The sequence below is a fragment of the Streptomyces sp. NPDC088812 genome (assembly GCF_044750285.1).
Classification (GTDB): domain Bacteria; phylum Actinomycetota; class Actinomycetes; order Streptomycetales; family Streptomycetaceae; genus Streptomyces.
Window position 1 is genome coordinate 541,112 of the sequence record NZ_JBIVJP010000001.1, and the last position, 16,793, is coordinate 557,904.

Annotated in this window: 12 protein-coding genes and 3 pseudogenes; 10 read left to right on the plus strand and 5 right to left on the minus strand. The window is 73.1% G+C overall.

Annotated elements, in window-relative coordinates; genetic code table 11:
- Positions 1-44 precede the first annotated feature (44 nt).
- Positions 45-803 (plus strand): IclR family transcriptional regulator, encoded by a 759-nt coding sequence (locus ACIP67_RS02355; protein WP_401686092.1) that lies wholly within the window; start codon positions 45-47, stop codon positions 801-803.
- A gap of 95 nt (positions 804-898) precedes the next feature.
- A pseudogene (locus ACIP67_RS02360) lies at positions 899-2,053 on the plus strand (PP2C family protein-serine/threonine phosphatase); the annotation flags it as partial.
- Positions 2,054-2,402: 349 nt separating this feature from the next.
- Here the strand turns inward: ACIP67_RS02360 and ACIP67_RS02365 are convergent.
- The gene (locus ACIP67_RS02365; protein ID WP_401686095.1) at positions 2,403-2,828 is read right to left on the minus strand and encodes an ATP-binding protein; all 426 of its coding nucleotides are present in this window, start codon (positions 2,826-2,828) and stop codon (positions 2,403-2,405) included.
- A gap of 198 nt (positions 2,829-3,026) precedes the next feature.
- Here ACIP67_RS02365 and ACIP67_RS02370 point away from each other — a divergent pair, with 198 nt between their 5' ends.
- From ACIP67_RS02370 to ACIP67_RS02380, 3 genes are all read left to right on the plus strand, one after another.
- Entirely contained in the window at positions 3,027-3,794 is a 768-nt protein-coding gene (locus ACIP67_RS02370) for an IclR family transcriptional regulator (RefSeq protein ID WP_385075981.1), read from the plus strand.
- Between the two features lie 38 nt (positions 3,795-3,832).
- A complete protein-coding gene (gene glpK / locus ACIP67_RS02375; protein ID WP_401686099.1) occupies positions 3,833-5,338 on the plus strand; it encodes a glycerol kinase GlpK in 1,506 nt (501 codons plus the stop codon).
- 145 nt (positions 5,339-5,483) lie between these two features.
- Positions 5,484-7,559 carry a SpoIIE family protein phosphatase gene (locus ACIP67_RS02380; RefSeq protein ID WP_401686102.1) on the plus strand — a complete coding sequence of 692 codons (2,076 nt, stop codon included), beginning with the start codon at positions 5,484-5,486 and terminating at the stop codon, positions 7,557-7,559.
- A gap of 266 nt (positions 7,560-7,825) precedes the next feature.
- On the opposite strand, the gene ACIP67_RS02385 is transcribed toward ACIP67_RS02380, so the two are convergent.
- Together ACIP67_RS02385 and ACIP67_RS02390 are read right to left on the minus strand one after the other, a co-directional pair.
- A complete protein-coding gene (locus ACIP67_RS02385; RefSeq protein ID WP_401686773.1) occupies positions 7,826-9,433 on the minus strand; it encodes a cation acetate symporter in 1,608 nt (535 codons plus the stop codon).
- A 35-nt stretch (positions 9,434-9,468) separates the two neighbouring features.
- Positions 9,469-9,801, minus strand: a complete 333-nt coding sequence (locus tag ACIP67_RS02390) for a DUF485 domain-containing protein (protein ID WP_401686105.1) — start codon at positions 9,799-9,801, stop codon at positions 9,469-9,471.
- A gap of 413 nt (positions 9,802-10,214) precedes the next feature.
- On the opposite strand from ACIP67_RS02390, the gene ctaD reads away from it, so the two are divergent.
- From ctaD to ACIP67_RS02405, 3 genes are all read left to right on the plus strand, one after another.
- A complete protein-coding gene (ctaD, locus tag ACIP67_RS02395; RefSeq protein WP_401686107.1) occupies positions 10,215-11,912 on the plus strand; it encodes a cytochrome c oxidase subunit I in 1,698 nt (565 codons plus the stop codon).
- A gap of 20 nt (positions 11,913-11,932) precedes the next feature.
- A complete protein-coding gene (locus tag ACIP67_RS02400; RefSeq protein WP_401686109.1) occupies positions 11,933-12,286 on the plus strand; it encodes a cytochrome C oxidase subunit I in 354 nt (117 codons plus the stop codon).
- Between the two features lie 160 nt (positions 12,287-12,446).
- Entirely contained in the window at positions 12,447-13,184 is a 738-nt protein-coding gene (locus tag ACIP67_RS02405) for a hypothetical protein (RefSeq protein ID WP_401686111.1), read from the plus strand.
- A gap of 177 nt (positions 13,185-13,361) precedes the next feature.
- Here the strand turns inward: ACIP67_RS02405 and ACIP67_RS02410 are convergent.
- Positions 13,362-13,681 (minus strand): annotated as a pseudogene (locus ACIP67_RS02410) (hypothetical protein); the annotation flags it as partial.
- Positions 13,587-14,045: a hypothetical protein gene (locus ACIP67_RS02415; protein WP_401686114.1), complete on the minus strand. Its 459-nt coding sequence runs from the start codon at positions 14,043-14,045 to the stop codon at positions 13,587-13,589. The gene ACIP67_RS02415 and the pseudogene ACIP67_RS02410, both read right to left, overlap by 95 nt.
- Positions 14,046-14,471: 426 nt before the next feature.
- Between ACIP67_RS02415 and ACIP67_RS02420 the strand changes: the two genes are divergently transcribed.
- Positions 14,472-16,076 carry a carboxylesterase/lipase family protein gene (locus tag ACIP67_RS02420; RefSeq protein ID WP_401686117.1) on the plus strand — a complete coding sequence of 535 codons (1,605 nt, stop codon included), beginning with the start codon at positions 14,472-14,474 and terminating at the stop codon, positions 16,074-16,076.
- Between the two features lie 158 nt (positions 16,077-16,234).
- Positions 16,235-16,792, plus strand: a pseudogene (locus ACIP67_RS02425) (hypothetical protein); the annotation flags it as partial.
- Position 16,793: the final 1 nt, after the last annotated feature.

Here is a 16,793-nt window from a genome sequence, read left to right on the forward strand (position 1 = left end):
GTGCGTACCTTGCCTGTGCCGCCCGCCCGGCGCAGGCTGAGGGTATGGGTGCTCATGAGGGCCCGACGCTCATCACGTCCGTGCAGCGCGCCTTTCGCCTGCTGGAGGCCGTGGGCGCGCACGAGAACGGCGCGCCGGCGAAACAGCTGGCGCGGGAGACGGGCCTGCCGCTGGCCACCGCCTACCACCTGCTGCGGACGCTGGTGCACGACGGATACATCCGCAAGCTGGACGACGGCGGCTTCGTCCTGGGCGACAAGCTCCAGGCGCTGCACAGCAACGGCCGCGGACAGGCGCTGCTCAGCCGCGTCCGCCCCACGCTCGCCGCGCTCCGGGACGAACTGGCGACCGCCGCCTACCTCACCTTCTACGAGGAGGGCGAGATCCGGGTCGCCGAGATCGTCGACGGCCCCCGGGCACCCAGGGTCGACCTGTGGGTGGGGTTCGAGGACGCCGGGCACGCCACCGCGCTGGGCAAGGCCGTGCTCCGCGAGATGGACGAGGACTCCCGCAAGGAGTACCTCTCGCGCCACCACCTCGCCGACCTCACCCCGCGGACCGTCACCAGCCTTCCGGAACTGCTCCGGCGGCTCGACCTCTCCCCCCTGGCCCCGGCCGTCACGGACATGGAGGAGTACGCCGTCGGCACCGTCTGCGTGGCCGTGCCCGTCTACAGCGGCACCACGCTCGGGTCGCTCGGCGTCTCCCTGCCGGTGGACCGGCTGCCCCGTCTCGACGAGGTCCGGGCCCGGCTGCTGCCCATCGCGAGCCGCGTGACCAGGAGCCTGTCGCTCACTATCTGAAAAACCACCGCTTGTGGCGCCAGGGCCGGACCCCGTTTCCTGTATTAAGTACGACATATCAGTGCTCGTTTACAGGTGAGGACCCCGGACGGAACATGAGTCAGGCGCAAGACCATGGTGACGCCCACCGGCCGATACGGCCGTCCAGCGATCGAGCGGTCCGCCCCCGGGCGGGGGCGTGGCGGAAGGGCGCCGCACAGCTGGCCGCCGGCACGCCCGTGCTGCCCGTTCTGATCATCTCCGTCGTCGTGCTCGTCGACTTCGTCGGCGGAGCGGGCATGATCTGGCTTCCCCTGCTCACGGCCGGACCGGCGCTGGCCGCCGTCACCAACGGGCCCCGCGGAGTGCTCTGCGTCGGTCTCCTCGCCGCGGCGCTGAGCACCGCGCACGGAAGCGTCAACGGCGTCCCGCACCGGCAGATCCTGGCCGTCCTGTCCGCCGTGGTGGCCGTCACCCTGGCGAGTGCCCTGGCCAGCACGTTGCGCGGACGCCGGGAGCGGGTGCTCGCGGACGTCCGCTCCGTCGCGGAGGCCGCCCAGCACGCCCTCCTCGCCCCGGTACCGGAGACGGTCGGCCCGTTCCGGGTGGCCGTCCGCTACAGCGCCGCGGCGGCGGAGGCCCGGATCGGCGGCGATCTCTACGCGCTGGTGCCCACCCCGTACGGGGTCCGACTGATCGTCGGCGATGTGCGCGGCAAGGGGCTGCCGGCGGTGGGGACCGCCGCGCTCGTGCTGGGCGTCTTCCGCGAGGCCGCCTACGACGAGCCCGACCTCCTCGCCGTCGTCGGCAGGATCGAACGGAGCCTGGCGCGCAACCTGGGCAGCGACGACTTCGTCACCGCCGTCGTCGCCGGATACCCGCGGACGGGGGAGCTGGAGGTGGTCAACTGCGGACACGCCCCTCCGCTGCTGGTCCGCGCCTCCGGCGACGTCGTGCCGGTCGAGTCCGCCCGTCCGGCGCCGCCGCTGGGCCTGCGCGCCCTGTCCGGACAGGTCCCCAGCCTCCAGGTGCTGCCCTTCGCCGAAGGGGAGCAGTTGCTGCTCTACACCGACGGGGTCACCGAGGCCCGCGACCACGGCCGTGCGTTCTACCCGCTCGCCGAAGGGCTGGCGCGCCACGTGTCCGACGAGCCGGCGCGCACCCTCACCGCGCTCCACGACGAACTGCTGACCCACGTGGGCGGCCGGCTGCACGACGACGCGGCGCTGCTGCTCCTGCGCAAGCCGCCCCTTCCGGAGCCCGCCGCGTCCGTACGGGCCGTCCCCGCGTCGGCGTCCGACGCCGGCCGGAGCCCCGCCCCCGTCGCGACCAGGTCCCCGTCGCCGTCCCCGTCCGCCGTACCGCCCGCTCCGGGCACGGGCGGGGCCTGGGAGGCCCGCGGTGGAACGGCGTCGGAGCGTCCGGCCGGACAGGCCGGCACCGCTGAGGCGCAGGTGCGCCGGGCCTCGCAGGCCGCACCGGAGCGCGTGCGGTCCGTCGTGCCGCGCGTGCCGTACCGCCAGGTCCGTCGTGCCGCGCGTGCCGTACCGCCAGGCACAGATGCGTCGTGCCGCGCATGCGCGGCACCGGAGCGCGGCCGGTCCTTCGTACCTGGCGCGCTCACAGGGAGACGAGTTCGGCCCACCGGGTGACGCCACCGGGGTGGGCGTGCATGCCGTGCCGGGTCGCCAGCGCGTGGACGATCGTCTCGCCCCGGCCGTGCTCGTCCGGATCGACCTCCGTGCACGCCGGCCCGGCGGCAGGTATCGGTCCCCCGTCGGTGACCTCGACGCGCAGGGTGCCGAGCCCGCCGCCGTGGAACCACGACAGCCGCAGCTCCGCCGGGGGCAGGGCGTGGACGAGCGCGTTGGTGAGCAGCTCCGACACCACCAGGAGTGCTTCGTCGGCCGTCTCCGGGGAGACCCCCCAGTGGGCGAGGACCACCCCCGCGTGCTGCCGCACGGCCGAGACCGCCCCGGTGACGGGCGGCAGTCGCCAGACGTGCTCGACGTCCTCCCGCAGCATCCTGTTGAGCTCTACCGCCATGTGCCGTCCTCCGGTGAGCGCTGTCGGCCGAAACTGGCCTCGACGCGCTGTGCCGGGCCTCGAATGCACCGTAGGGAGCGAGAAGGAGACCGGTCAATGAACAGCGGTCGTCATTGCCGAACGCCCGCCTCCGGTCCGGTGGTGGGACGCCCGCCGCCACGACCGGCGTACGCCGCGCGGCGGTAATAAGCTCGCATCATGGCCGGACCGGTCCAGTCGATCGAACGGGCGGCGGCGATCCTGCGTCTGCTCGCGGGCGGCCCCCGCCGGCTCGGGCTCGGCGAGGTGGCGGCCTCCCTCGGCCTGGCGAAGGGCACCGCCCACGGCATCCTGCGCACCCTCCAGCACGTCGACTTCGTGGAGCAGGACGCCGCGACCGGTAAGTACCAGCTCGGAGCCGCCCTGCTGCACCTGGGCACCAGCTACCTGGACGTCAACGAACTGCGGTCGCGCTCCATCAACTGGGCCGACGCCCTGGCCGCCCGCAGCGGGGAAGCGGTGCGCCTGGGCACCCCCCTGGAGGGCCGGGTGCTCGTCGTCCACCATGTGTTCCGGCCCGACGACACGCTCCAGACGCTGGACGTGGGCTCGCTGCTGCCGCTGCACGCCTCCTCGCTCGGCAAGGTGCTGCTGGCCTTCGGCACCGCACCCCTGGAGCCGGCCGTGGACCTCGGCCTGGAGGCGTACACCCGGCACACGCTGGTCGTCCCGGAACAGCTCACCCGGGCGCTCGCCGAGATCCGCGAACTCGGCTGGGCGGGCGAGGTCCAGGAGATGAGCATGGGGGAGGCCGGCATCGCCGCGCCGATCCGCGGGCACGGCGGCCTCGTCGTGGGCGCCGTCGGGCTGTCCGGCCCGGTCGAGCGGATCTGCGACAGCCAGGGCCGCCCGCGGCCGAGCCTGGTCACCCTGCTGCGCGAGGCCGCCCGGGCGATCTCCCGGGACCTGGGTGCCGCTCGCTGGTGACCCCACCGCCTGTCGGCACGTCGGAAGGCAGACCGATCATGGTTGAACGGTATGTAATGTCCATCGACCAGGGCACCAACTCCACCCGGTGCATCCTGTTCGACCACCACGGCCGGCTGGTGTCCGTCGCCCAGCGGGAGCACCAGCAGCACTTCCCCCGGCCCGGATGGGTCGAGCACGACGCCGCCGAGATCTGGCGCAACGTACGGCGCGTGGTGCCCGAGGCGCTGACCGACGGCGGTGTCGACGCCGAGGAGGTCGCCGCCGTCGGGCTCGCCAACCAGCGGGAGACGACGGTGCTGTGGGACCGGCGGACCGGAGCCCCGCTGGGCAGGGCGATCGTCTGGCAGGACACCCGTACGGCACCCCTCGTCGACGACCTGCGACGCCACCCCGGGGACGGCTTCTTCCTCGACCGGTGCGCCCTGCCCCCCTCCACCTACTTCTCGGCGCTGCGCCTGCGCTGGCTGTTCGACCACGACCCCGCACTGGCCCGGCGCGCCGAGGACGGCGAGGTGCTGTGCGGCACGATGGAGAGCTGGCTGATCTGGAACCTCACCGGCGGCGCGGACGGCGGCCTGCACATCACCGACGCCACCAACGCGAGCCGCACCATGCTGATGAACATCCGCACGCTCGACTGGGACGAGGACCTCCTGGCGTTCTTCGGGGTCCCCCGTCCCATGCTGCCCGCGATCCGGCCGTCCGCCGAGACCTACGGCGTCGCCCGCTCGGTCCTCCCCGGAGTCCGCATCACGGCCGCCCTCGGCGACCAGCAGGCCGCCCTCTTCGGCCAGACCTGCTTCTCCCCGGGCGAGGCGAAGTGCACGTACGGGACGGGCGGCTTCCTGCTGCTGAACACCGGCACCGACGTCGTACGGTCCCGGCACGGGCTCCTCACGACCGTCGCGTACAAGATCGGGGACCAGCCCCAGGCCTACGCCCTGGAGGGGTCGATCGCCGTCACCGGGGCGCTGGTCCAGTGGTTCCGTGACCGCCTGGGACTGATCAGCAGCGCGCCGGAGATCGAGACCCTCGCGCGCACGGTCGAGGACAACGGCGGCTGCTACATCGTCCCCGCCTTCTCCGGCCTGTTCGCACCCCGCTGGCGCAGCGACGCGCGGGGAGTCATCGTCGGCCTCACCTCGTACATCACCAAGGGGCACCTGGCGCGGGCCGTCCTGGAGGCCACCGGCTGGCAGACGCGGGAGGTCGTCGACGCCATGAACGCCGACTTCCCGGTCCCTCTGAAGCGGCTCAAGGTCGACGGCGGCATGACGGCGGACAACCTGCTCATGCAGTTCGTGGCCGACGTGCTCGACGTGCCCGTGGTGCGGCCCATGGTCGCCGAGACGGTCTCCCTCGGCGCCGCCTACGCGGCCGGGCTGGCCGCCGGCTACTGGACCGACCTGGAGGTGCTGCGCCGCAACTGGCACCGAGCCGGCCAGTGGCTGCCCGACATGGCCCCCGAACGACGGGAGGCGGAGTACGACAACTGGCAGCGGGCCGTCGAGCGGTCGATCGGGTGGATCAGACCGGCCTAGGGCGTATGGCGGAAGCGGCGTCGGCCGGCACCTCCGGACACGTGGTGCCGCCCCGGCGGTCCGCCGGTGTCGGGCACCGTCGCAGTGCCCCCGTCCGGATAGTGTGGGGCGGACAGCACGTCTCACCCGGTGGTTAGGTCGTACGTTGGACGCTCACCAGACGACGCGCCAGGAGCCGGAGCCGCCCCTGAGGGCGGTCGGGTACGCGGGCGTACTGCGCGAGCTGCTGCCGATCGCACTGTGGCGGGAGGACGCGGACGGGCTCGTCGTGGAGTGGGCGCTGGCCGCCCGGGACCTGCTGGGGCACCGGCCCGAGGACGTACTGGGCCGGCCCGCGTCGGCCCTGCTCGTCCCCGAGGGCGACCGGGAACTCGCCGACCGGCTCGGCCGCCGCGTCCGCGCCGGGGAGACCGTCGGCGGGACGCTGTCCGTGCGCCACCGGGACGGCCACCAGGTGACGATGGAGATGTGGATCCTCCCGGCCGCCGACGCGCGGGGACGGACCGGGACCCTGCTGATCGCCGTGGAGACCTCCCAGGTCCTGCGCATGCGCGACTCGCTGGCGGCCCTGGAGAGCCTCTTCAGCCAGTCGCCCATCGGCCTGGCCACCCTCGGCACCGACCTGCGCTTCCTGCGCGTCAACGACGCTCTCGCCGGGATGAGCGGCATCTCCGTCGCCGCACACCTGGGCAGACGGCTGACGGAGATCGTACCCGGCGCCGATGCCGCCGCGATGGAGGCGACGATGCGGGAGGTCCTGGAGCGGGGCACCGCCGTCGTCGACGTCCGCCGCACCGGTCGTCTCTCGGCCGACCCCGACCGCGACCGCACCTGGTCGTGCTCCTACGCCCCGCTCTTCGACGGCGCCGGCCGCACCCTGGGGCTGATCGCCTCCCTCAGCGACATCACGGAGAGCCGGCGCGCCGAGATCGACGCCGAGCGCGCCAGGCGCCGCTTCGCCCTCCTGGCGGAGGCCGGCACCCGCATCGGCACCACCCTGGACCTGCGGCGGACCGCCGAGGAGATCGTGCAGATGCTGGTGCCCCAGCTCGCCGACTCCGCCGACGTGCAGCTCCTCGAGGAGGTCATCGGCCCCGACGAGTCCGCCGCCTCCTCCCACGGCGTGGTCCGGCGCATGGCCGCCCGGTTCCCCGACCCCGCCGCCCCGACGGCGAGGCTCCAGCCGGGCATGACGTCCCGGATCCCGCGCGGCTCCCTGTACGAGCGGGTCATCGCCGACGGACGTCCCACGAACCTGTACCGCTCGGACGTCCCGGCGCTGGTCACCGACCCGCGCGCCGACCAGCTGCGCGCCTACCTCGTGACGCTCGGCTCCGCGAGGCTGATCCCCCTGGTGGCGCGGGGCAGGGTGCTCGGCGCGGTCATCGTGACCCGGCTGCGCAGCCGTGAGCCCTTCGACGAGCAGGACTGCGTGCTCATCGACGAACTGACGGCCCGCGCCGCCCTGAACATCGACAACGCCCTCCTGTACACCCGCCGGCACGCGGCCGCCCTCACCCTGCAGCGCAGCCTCACCAACAGCGCCCTGCCCGAAGTCCCCGGCCTCGACCTGACCGGGCGTTACCTGCCCGCCAGCCGGGAAGACGTCGGCGGCGACTGGTTCGACGTCATCCCGCTGCCCGGGGGCAGGACCGGACTGGTCATCGGGGACGTCATGGGGCACGGCATCCGCGCCGCGGCGGCCATGGGGCAACTGCGCACGGCGGTGCGCACGCTCGCCCGGCACGACATCCATCCGGCACGCATGCTGGGCTCGCTGGACGCCGTCGTGGCCGACATGGGGGTGGACGAGATGGCGACCTGCGTCTACGCCGTCCACGATCCCGCGTCCGGCGGCTGCCTGGTCGCCCGAGCCGGCCACCCCCCACCGGCCGTGGTGGCCCCGGACGGGGCGGTCACCTTCCTCGACGGCCCGCCGGGCACCCCGCTGGGGACCGGGGTGCAGGAGTTCCGCACCGAAGAGGTCCCGCTGCCCCCGGGCAGCCTGCTGGTCCTGTACACGGACGGACTCGTCGAGGCCCGTGACCGGGACCTCGACCAGGGGCTCGACCGGCTCGCGCACGCCCTGCGGACCCCCGCGCCGTCCCTGTCGGCACTCTGCGACGGCGTCCTCGGCCTGATGCTGCCCCACCCCGCACCGGACGACGTCGCGGTGCTCATGGCCAGGCCGAGGGACCCCGCGCCGGGCGACCCGCGGTGACCCCTTCCGCGCGACGCGCCCACTGACCCCGTCTTCCGCGCGGGTCGACGGCGACGGGCCTCCCGGCCTTTTCCGTCGGGCGGCCCGCCCTCTCGACGCGTGGCGCCGAGCTGGGCCCCGGCCCCGCACGCGGACGCCGCGTGCCCTGCCGCCGCGCACCTGGCGGCGGACCGTGCACCGCGGCGGACCCTCGCGACGTAGGGCAGCGGCGTCGGGTGCCGGACGGGCACCCCTCCCCGGGGCGCGCGGCCGGGGCCGGCGGCCGGTCAGTCCCGGACGACGTCCGTCCGGGGAGCCGCGTGCCGGGCCGCCCGCTCGTACGGCGGCAGCGGCGAAGGCACGGCCACCGGGTCACGGACGTCACGCGGCGCCCCGGCGCGGCCGCGGTGGAGCACCGTGCCCAGCCAGCCCAGCAGGAAGCCGAGCGGGATGGTGACGGCTCCGGTGGTGGCCAGGGGCAGCCAGTTGATGTCATGTCCGGGCAGGACGGCGTCGGGTGTGCCGGAGACGAGGCTCGTGGCGGGGAAGAGGAGCAGCACGCCCGTCGTGCCGCCGATCAGGGTCCACAGCAGTCCCGTCCGGTCGTAGCGGGCCCAGAACAGGGAGTAGAGCAGCGCGGGCGCGATCACCGATGCGCCCAGGGACATGGACAGCATGCTCAGCGCGTGCAGGCTGCGGTGCTGGACGGGGATGGCGAGCGCGACGGCCACGACCCCCACGCCCAGCGCGGCGGCGCGCGCGGTCCGTATCTCCCGGCGCGGTGTGGCGGGGGTGCCGTCCCGCGGGGCGAACACGTCGTGCGCGAGCGTGCCCGCGCAGGCCAGGATCATCCCGGCGACGGAGGCGAGCAGCGTCAGGAACAGCGCCGTCGTCACACCGGTGAGGAGCAGGGCCTCCACCAGCGTGGTGCCCCGGCCCAGCGCCGCACGGGCGGCCAGCAGATAGGCGGTGTCGCCCTGGGGGTCGGCGGCCCGGATCGCCGGGCCGCCCACGAGCGCCGCGGCGCCGAACGCGAACACCACGATGATCAGGACCGACAGGGTGACCAGGGAGACCGCCCACGCCATGGACCGGCGGACCTGGCGCGCGCTGCGGGCGCCGTACAGCCGCATGGTGATGTGGGGCAGGCAGGCCGCGCCGAGCGCGAGCGTCACGGTGGTCGCGACCATGTCCAGGCGGGGATGGGGCCCGGTGGCGAACTGGAGCCCGGGTCGCAGGTAGGCCTCCGGGGCGACGGAACGCCTCGCCGCGGCGTCCAGCAGGGCGCCGGCGTCGTAGTCGAAGCGGCGCAGCAGCAGCACGCTCACGACCAGACCGGAGCCGATCAGCGCGACCATCTTGAGGATCTGCACCAAGGCGGTGCCCTGCATGCCCCCGATGGCCGCGTAGCTGATCATCAGCAGACCGAGGGCGACGATGCACCCGGTGCCGGCCACGGACCCTTCGAACCCGAGCAGGAAGGCCACCAGATCTCCGCAGGCGGCCAACTGGACCAGCATCAGGGGCAGGAGGGCGATGACGGTGACGACGGCCGTCGTGACGCGCGGGGAGCGGCCCGGCATGCGGCGGGCGAGGGTGTCCCCCATCGTGAAGCGTCCGCTGCCGCGCAGGGGTTCGGCCAGGACGGCCATCAGCAGGGCGAGGGAGACCGAGGTCGCCAGGGCGAGGACGATGCCGTCGTACCCCGCGAGGGCGATGACGCCCCCCGTGCCGAGGACGGTGGCCGCCGAGATGTAGTCACCGGCGATCGCCAGGCCGTTGCGCAGGGGGGAGAACCGTCCGTAGCCGGTGTAGAACTCCTCCAGGCTCTCGCTGTCCGGGCCGGAGATCACGCACAGCATGAGCGTCACGGTGACGATCGCGGTGAACGCCATGAGCGCGAGGCTCTGGAGGGAGGTTCCGCCGGTGTTCACCGCGGCTCACCGCCGCGGCCCGCGTCGTCCGCCGGCACCGGCGGGGCATCGCCCCCGCGACGGGCGGCGCGCTCGAACCACCACAGGACGCCCGCCATGAAGGGCAGTTGCGCCAGACCCGCCAGCACGCCCACGGGCGGCCCGTCACCGGTGACGGGCCGGGACATCGGACCGGGCGCCCAGGCCGACAGCAGCAGGAACGCGAGGAACGTCCCGCCCGTCAGCACGGCCGCCGTACGACGGAATCCGCGCAAGGCGGCGTACGGGGGTCCCGTGGGACGCCGGCCGGTATCCGCGTACCGCCCGGTGGGGGCTGCTCTCCAGACCATGCTCGGCTCTCTCGTGGCGTCGTTCGGGAGTGTCCGGCCCGCAGGGGAGGGCCTGGGCAGGGGAAGCCGCGCTCTCCCGGGCGTCCTGGCCGACGACCGCGTCACCGGACGGTGACCGCTGGTGAGTCTGGGGCATGGGGGAGGGCGACGGCGCCTCGAACACGGCACCGCGTGCCCCGGGAACAGTCCCGCGTGGGCAGATCTGTGCCCTCGCACAACGGCGCCCCGCCGGGCGGGGCGGGGGAGCGGGCGGGGGGATGGGGCGGGCCGCCGCACTGCGCCATCCGTGTACAGCAATCACCAAAGTGGCGGTGTGTCGCTCCCGCACGACGTCACCTCCGGCTGCGGGCAGCCAGGATGGCGGCTGACGCACGCACGGCGCGGACGAGCCGCGATCATGGGAGAAGCACGCTTTGAGCATCGTCAACGAACCTCAGGGTGCCGCGGCACCAGGGTCCCACTACGAGGACGAGCTGCCGGTCCGGCGCCAACGACGCGGCGAGGTCGTCATCAAGTGGCTCAGCACCACGGACCACAAGACGATCGGCACGCTGTACCTCTCGACGTCGTTCGTGTTCTTCCTCATCGGCGGCGTGATGGCGCTGGTCATCCGCGCCGAGCTGGCCCGGCCGGGCATCCAGATCGTCTCCAACGAGCAGTACAACCAGGCGTTCACGATGCACGGCACCGTGATGCTGCTGATGTTCGCCACCCCGCTGTTCGCCGGCTTCACCAACTGGATCATGCCGCTCCAGATCGGCGCGCCCGACGTGGCGTTTCCGCGGCTGAACATCTTCGCCTACTGGCTGTACCTGTTCGGCTCGCTGGTCGCCGTCGGCGGCTTCCTCACCCCGCAGGGTGCCGCCGACTTCGGCTGGTTCGCCTACTCCCCGCTGTCGGACGCGGTCCGTACTCCCAACGTCGGCGCGGACCTGTGGATCATGGGCTTGGCCTTCTCCGGCTTCGGCACGATCCTCGGCGCGGTCAACTTCATCACCACGATCATCTGCATGCGCGCCCCCGGCATGACCATGTTCCGCATGCCGATCTTCGTGTGGAACGTCCTGCTGACCAGTGTCCTGGTCCTGCTGGCCTTCCCGGTCCTCGCGGCCGCGCTGTTCGCCCTGGAGGCGGACCGCAAGTTCGGCGCCCACGTCTTCGACGCGGCCAACGGCGGCCCCCTGCTGTGGCAGCACCTCTTCTGGTTCTTCGGACACCCGGAGGTGTACATCATCGCCCTGCCGTTCTTCGGCATCATCACGGAAGTCATCCCGGTCTTCGCCCGCAAGCCGATCTTCGGCTACATGGGCCTGGTCGCCGCGACCATCGCGATCGCCGGCCTCTCCGTGACCGTGTGGGCCCACCACATGTACGTCACCGGCGGTGTGCTGCTGCCGTTCTTCGCCTTCATGACGTTCCTCATCGCCGTCCCGACCGGGGTGAAGTTCTTCAACTGGATCGGCACGATGTGGAAGGGCTCGCTGTCCTTCGAGACTCCGATGCTGTGGGCCGCGGGCTTCCTGGTGACGTTCCTCTTCGGCGGGCTGACCGGGGTGATCCTGGCGTCGCCGCCGATGGACTTCCACGTCTCCGACTCGTACTTCGTGGTGGCGCACTTCCACTACGTCGTCTTCGGCACCGTCGTCTTCGCGATGTTCGCCGGCTTCCACTTCTGGTGGCCGAAGTTCACCGGCAAGCTCCTCGACGAGCGCCTCGGCAAGATCACCTTCTGGACGCTGTTCGTCGGCTTCCACGGCACCTTCCTGGTCCAGCACTGGCTGGGCGCCGAGGGCATGCCCCGCCGGTACGCCGACTACCTGGCCGCCGACGGCTTCACCGCCCTGAACACGATCTCCACGATCTCCTCCTTCCTGCTCGGCCTGTCGATGCTCCCCTTCCTGTACAACGTCTGGCGGACCGCCAAGTACGGCAAGCCGGTCGGCGTCGACGACCCCTGGGGCTACGGCCGCTCCCTGGAGTGGGCGACCACGTGCCCGCCGCCGCGGCACAACTTCCACGCCCTGCCGCGCATCCGCAGCGAATCCCCGGCCTTCGACCTGCACCACCCCGACATGGCGCTGGCCGAGGCCGAAGCCCAGCAGGTCCGCTGACGAACGACGAGGGGACGCAGGTGAGCGAGCCGTCGTACCGGCAGGCCGGGGGCACCGGTCTCGGCGAAGAGGTCGAGGGGTATCTCCTGTGGCAGGCCACGATCGCGGAGGCGGAACGACGAGCACGCGAGTTCGTCCGCCCCCTGGAGTGGACCACCACCGCACAGCGCATCGAGATCGAGCAGCGCTACGTCACCGACCGGCTCGACCGCGCCCGCGAGGACCTGGAGAGGATCGCCAACCGGTGCGTGTCCCTGCGCGGTGAGTACGAGCGGCGCTACCGGACGCTGCGGCTGCGCTGCGTGGGCTGGACGGTCGCCGCGAGCGCCTGCTGCGCCGCCACCGGCGCCCTGACCCTGCTGTGGCCCCACTGACGCGTGCGCGGGCCGCCGCCGGGCCTCGGGGCCCGGCGTGCCGTCGGGCAGCGTGAGCTGCGTCGACACCGACGCGTACGCACCGACGGTGAGTCGACCGATCCTCGCGCGGCCGCCGCCGTGGGAGGCGTTGTCGGTGGGGTCTGTCAGGATGTGCCGCATGCCGAACCGCCAGGAGTTCGTAGAAGCAGCGCGCGCCCGTGACGTCCCGCAGGAGGCCGTCGACGAGATCCTGCGGTGCCTGCGGCCGTGCGTCCTCGTGAACAAGGACGGGAAGGGCGAGCCCGCGGGCTGGTGGCACGGGGAGGACGAGACGGCGATCGTCCTCGACTGCGCCGCCCTGCCGGGCGACCACCTGGACCTCGGCCTGGGAATCTCCACCACCGGGTCCCTGCTGCTGGACCACGGATTCACCCCCCGCTGGAGGCCGGCGACTCCCACCCGCGACACCGGCCGGGGGCAACAGCGGCGGGAGGAGGACAGCGGTGTCCTCCACGCCCGTGCCGCGTGGACGTACGCCGAGTGGTGGTCGAGCTCCGGGGACGCCCTGCATCCCGGGGACGGGCACCCCGCCCTCGACGAGGCGATCGCGGAGTACGAGCGGCACCTCGGGCCCGTGGAGGTGGTGGACCCCTCGCTCGTCCCGGCCGACCTGTGCCTGCAACTCGGCGGATCACTGCTCCGTATGCCGCAGGACCCCCCGGAACTCGCCCTGATCGGCCTCGACGACGACTGGAACTGGGAGTTCACCGAAGAGGTGCGGCGGAAGGCGTCCGCCTGGAAGCTCTTCGCCCAGCTGCACCTGCCCTGCGACCTGGAGTCCTACTGGCTCGTCCACGAGGACGACAGGACCGTGGAACGCTGGGACCGGGTCGTCTGGACGGAACAGGGCGACTGACTCCGTGGTGCGCACCCCCACAGGGCTCTGCACCACGGAGTCAGCCCGAAGCCCTCCCGTCACCGGGGATGCTGCTCTCGGCCGCCCCGCGGGGCGGCCTGCCCGACCGTCTACGCGGCGAAGGCCGCACCCCGCATCGCGTGGCCCGGTGCCGTCGGCTCCAGCCGACAGCGCCTGCTTCAGGACCACCGCGTCCCCGGCCGAGACGATCCGTGCGGTCGTCGTCGTCCCGGGGAAGTACCAGCGCCGGCTGCCCGCCGAGGTGACGGTCACCGTGGTGCTGAGCCGGCCGGCGCTGCCCGCCTTCACGGTCTTGACCGTGCCGTAGTGGGCGGATCCGGCCTTCCGGTACTGGAGCTTGACGACTGCCCGGCGAACCCGTGGTACTTGAGGTCCTCCCAGTCAGCCCGCGACAGCTTGCCGGTGACCGTGAGCTTCGCGCCCTCGGCGACCGGCTCGGGGGTGGCGTCCGTGGTGAGCTTCGCGGCTCGCTTGATTAGCGGCGTCGCGCCCCAGCCTCTTCATCCCGTTCACCGTGAAGATCACCCGGCAGTGCGGGGCGTGCGCCTTGATCTCTCTCGCGGCGGCGAGCGCGGCCTCGGACTGCGGGCGCACCCGGACCCGGGTGCTGATCTTCTCGGCGAAGATCTTGTCCCGCGGGATGCCGTGTCCGGCGAGCGCGTCGAGCTGCGACTGGAGTTCCTGGGTGAGGCTGGAGCACCTCGCACAGCCGATGCGGATGTCAGCGGTCGGGGTGCCCGGGTCGATGGGCGCGGGCGCTGGAGTGCCGGGCCGCCACGTCTGGCCGGGGCCGCGGTCGGCGGGTGTCGGTACGCGCAGGAGTTCCGCAAGCCGGGGCACCTTGGTGAAGCGCCCGGTGTGACAGGTGCCGGCGACCGCGCCGGAGCGCGAGCGGCAGGGTGAGCCTGGCGATGCGTGACAGCGTGGGCATTCGTGGCGCTCGACGTCGTCCGCTTCGGACCCGAGTGCGGATTGAGGGTCCGTCATGACCCCGGACACTGTCACAAACATGTCTCAGAACGGGCCTGAGCCCACTTGGGCAACTCGCGGGAGGTCGCACGGACGGGTGGGCGTGCATGGCGGCTCCCTGGTGGGTGGAGGGCGGCGGGCCGGCCGGACGCCCGTGCCGGACGGGCGGGCTGTTCCGGCGTCCGGCCTCCGCGAGCGCGCCCGGGGCTTCAGGACTGGTGGTTCACGCGGTCCCCGGCGCCCGGTGGCCGGACCAGACTCCGACGACCGTTGTCATCCATCCCCACGGAGGTGCCGATGTCCGGCCCCGTCAGAAGAAGGGCGGCCACCTGCCGCCGCACGTGGTCGTCGATCCGACGGTCGGTGGTGCGGTCGGTGGCCGTCGCGGGCGTTCTGCTGCTGTCGGCCGCCGGCCTGGCCGTCACACAGGCCGCGGCCGCCGACGCGTCCGTCGTCACGACCCGGTACGGGCAGGTGCAGGGGAAGGCGGGCGGGACCGCCACCTCCTACCTCGGCATCCCGTACGCCGCTCCACCGGTCGGCTCCCTGCGGTGGAAGCCGCCCGCACCCCCGGCGCGCTGGTGGGGGGTCCGGGACGCCACCACCCCGGGCGCCCCCTGCGTGCAGCGCATCCAGTCCAGCCCCTGGGGCAACCTAGCGGGCCCCGGCACACCCAGTGAGGACTGCCTGTACCTGAACGTCCACACCCCCGCGCAGCGGTCCCTCCACGAGCGACCGGTGATGGTGTGGATCCACGGGGGCGGGTTCACCGTCGGCTCCGGCACGTTCTACGACGGCGGCAACCTGGCCGCCGAGGGCGACGTGGTCGTCGTCACCCTCAACTACCGGCTGGGCGCCTTCGGCTACTTCGCCCACCCGGACCTGGCCCAGGAGTCGCCGCAGGGAACGTCCGGCAACTACGGACTGCTCGACCAGCAGGCCGCCCTGCGCTGGGTGCGGGACAACATCGCGGCGTTCGGCGGCGACCCCGGCAACGTGACGATCTTCGGCGAGTCCGCGGGAGGCGGCAGCGTCTGCCACCACCTGGTCTCGCCCCGCACGACCGGCCTGTTCGACCGGGCCATCGCCCAGTCCGGCTGCGGTTTCCCCCTGCCCACCCAGGAGTCGCAGCAGAACAACGGGGAGACCTGGGCGGACTCCCTGGGCTGCGCGGACGCCGCCTGTCTGCGCGCCAAGAGCGCGGACGAACTGCTCACCGCCTCGGCCGCGCCCACCGCCCGCTGGACCCCCAACGTCGACGGAAAGGTCCTCCCCCTCCAGGTGCCGGACGCCCTGGAGAGCGGACGCTTCCACCACGTTCCCGTCCTCCAGGGCACCACCGCCGACGAGGGCCGGCTCACGGTGGCGACCACCTACGACCTGGCCGGCCGGCAGCTCACCGCCGCGGGCTACCCGGTCGCGGTCCGCGCGCTCCACGGCGAACGGGCCGACGAGATCCTGGCCCGCTATCCGCTGTCGGACCACGGCACCCCCGCCGAGGCCCTGGGCGCGGTGCTCACGGACTCCCAGTTCGCTTGCCTCCAGTCCCGCACCGCACGCCTGATGGCCGGACACACCCGGTCCTACCAGTACGAGTTCGCGGACCGCCAGGCCATGGACTACCTGAACCTGCCGATCAGCTTCCCGATCGGCGCTCCCCACGGCTCGGAGATCCGGTACGTCTTCGGCGGCGTCACGGGCACCCCGGCCCAACACGCCCTGTCGGACAGCATGCTCGCCTACTGGACCACCTTCGCCAGGACCGGCGTCCCGTACGCCCTGAACGCGCCACGCTGGGACCTCTTCCCGCAGGTGCAGGTCCTCGCCCCGGAGGCGATCACCTCGGTGGACACCTTCCCCGAGGACCACCAGTGCGACCTGTGGAACGGGGCGGCCCCCTGACGGCCCGTACCCACGGCCCGTACGACACTCGGCTGAGGCAGGCACACGTCCGCGGCGGGCGCTGAGGCCGACCTCCGCCGCACACGCCGGGGCCGTGCATGCACGGGCGGGCAGTTGGGCCGTGAGGGTGCTGACGTTGACGTGGCACCGCCGCACGCACCACGGTCAACGCGCTCGGCGTGGACGTGCTGCGCACGACGGGAGCCGTCGCACGCATCGTGGGCCGCCCCGAGGCCGAGGCGGCAGGCTACACCGCGGACGCCGACGCCCTCGTCGCGAGGATGAACGCCACGCTGCGCACAGCCGACGGAACGTACGGCGACGGCCTGCTGGCCGACGGCACCCAGAGCGGTCACGCCGGGCAGCACGCCTCGTCGTACGCCCTCGCCTTCGGGGTCGTGCCCGCCGCCGAACGCGCGGACCTGGCGGCCAGGGTGGGGGACCTGGGCATGCGGCAGGGACCGATGACCGCCCACTGGCTGCTGCGCGGCCTCGCCAACGGGGGCGACTTCGCGGCCGTCCGCGCTCTGCTGACCGACGCCGAGGACAACGGCTGGGCCCGCATCCTGGCCCGCGGTGGCACCGTCACCTGGGAATCCTGGAACGACGACGGGGACAGCCTCTCCCACGGCTGGGGCGCGCAGGCGGCCGTCGACGTCCAGGAGTCGGTGCTGGGCATCGAGACCACTTTCAGCACCCTCGCCACCGGTCACTGAC

Coding starts and splice junctions, on each gene's coding strand:
- ACIP67_RS02355 (WP_401686092.1), top strand. CDS start 45: ATGGGTGCTCATGAGGGCCCGACGCTCATCACGTCCGTGCAGCGCGCC.
- ACIP67_RS02365 (WP_401686095.1), bottom strand. CDS start 2,828: ATGGCGGTAGAGCTCAACAGGATGCTGCGGGAGGACGTCGAGCACGTC.
- ACIP67_RS02370 (WP_385075981.1), top strand. CDS start 3,027: ATGGCCGGACCGGTCCAGTCGATCGAACGGGCGGCGGCGATCCTGCGT.
- glpK (WP_401686099.1), top strand. CDS start 3,833: ATGGTTGAACGGTATGTAATGTCCATCGACCAGGGCACCAACTCCACC.
- ACIP67_RS02385 (WP_401686773.1), bottom strand. CDS start 9,433: ATGGCGTTCACCGCGATCGTCACCGTGACGCTCATGCTGTGCGTGATC.
- ACIP67_RS02390 (WP_401686105.1), bottom strand. CDS start 9,801: ATGGTCTGGAGAGCAGCCCCCACCGGGCGGTACGCGGATACCGGCCGG.
- ACIP67_RS02405 (WP_401686111.1), top strand. CDS start 12,447: ATGCCGAACCGCCAGGAGTTCGTAGAAGCAGCGCGCGCCCGTGACGTC.
- ACIP67_RS02420 (WP_401686117.1), top strand. CDS start 14,472: ATGTCCGGCCCCGTCAGAAGAAGGGCGGCCACCTGCCGCCGCACGTGG.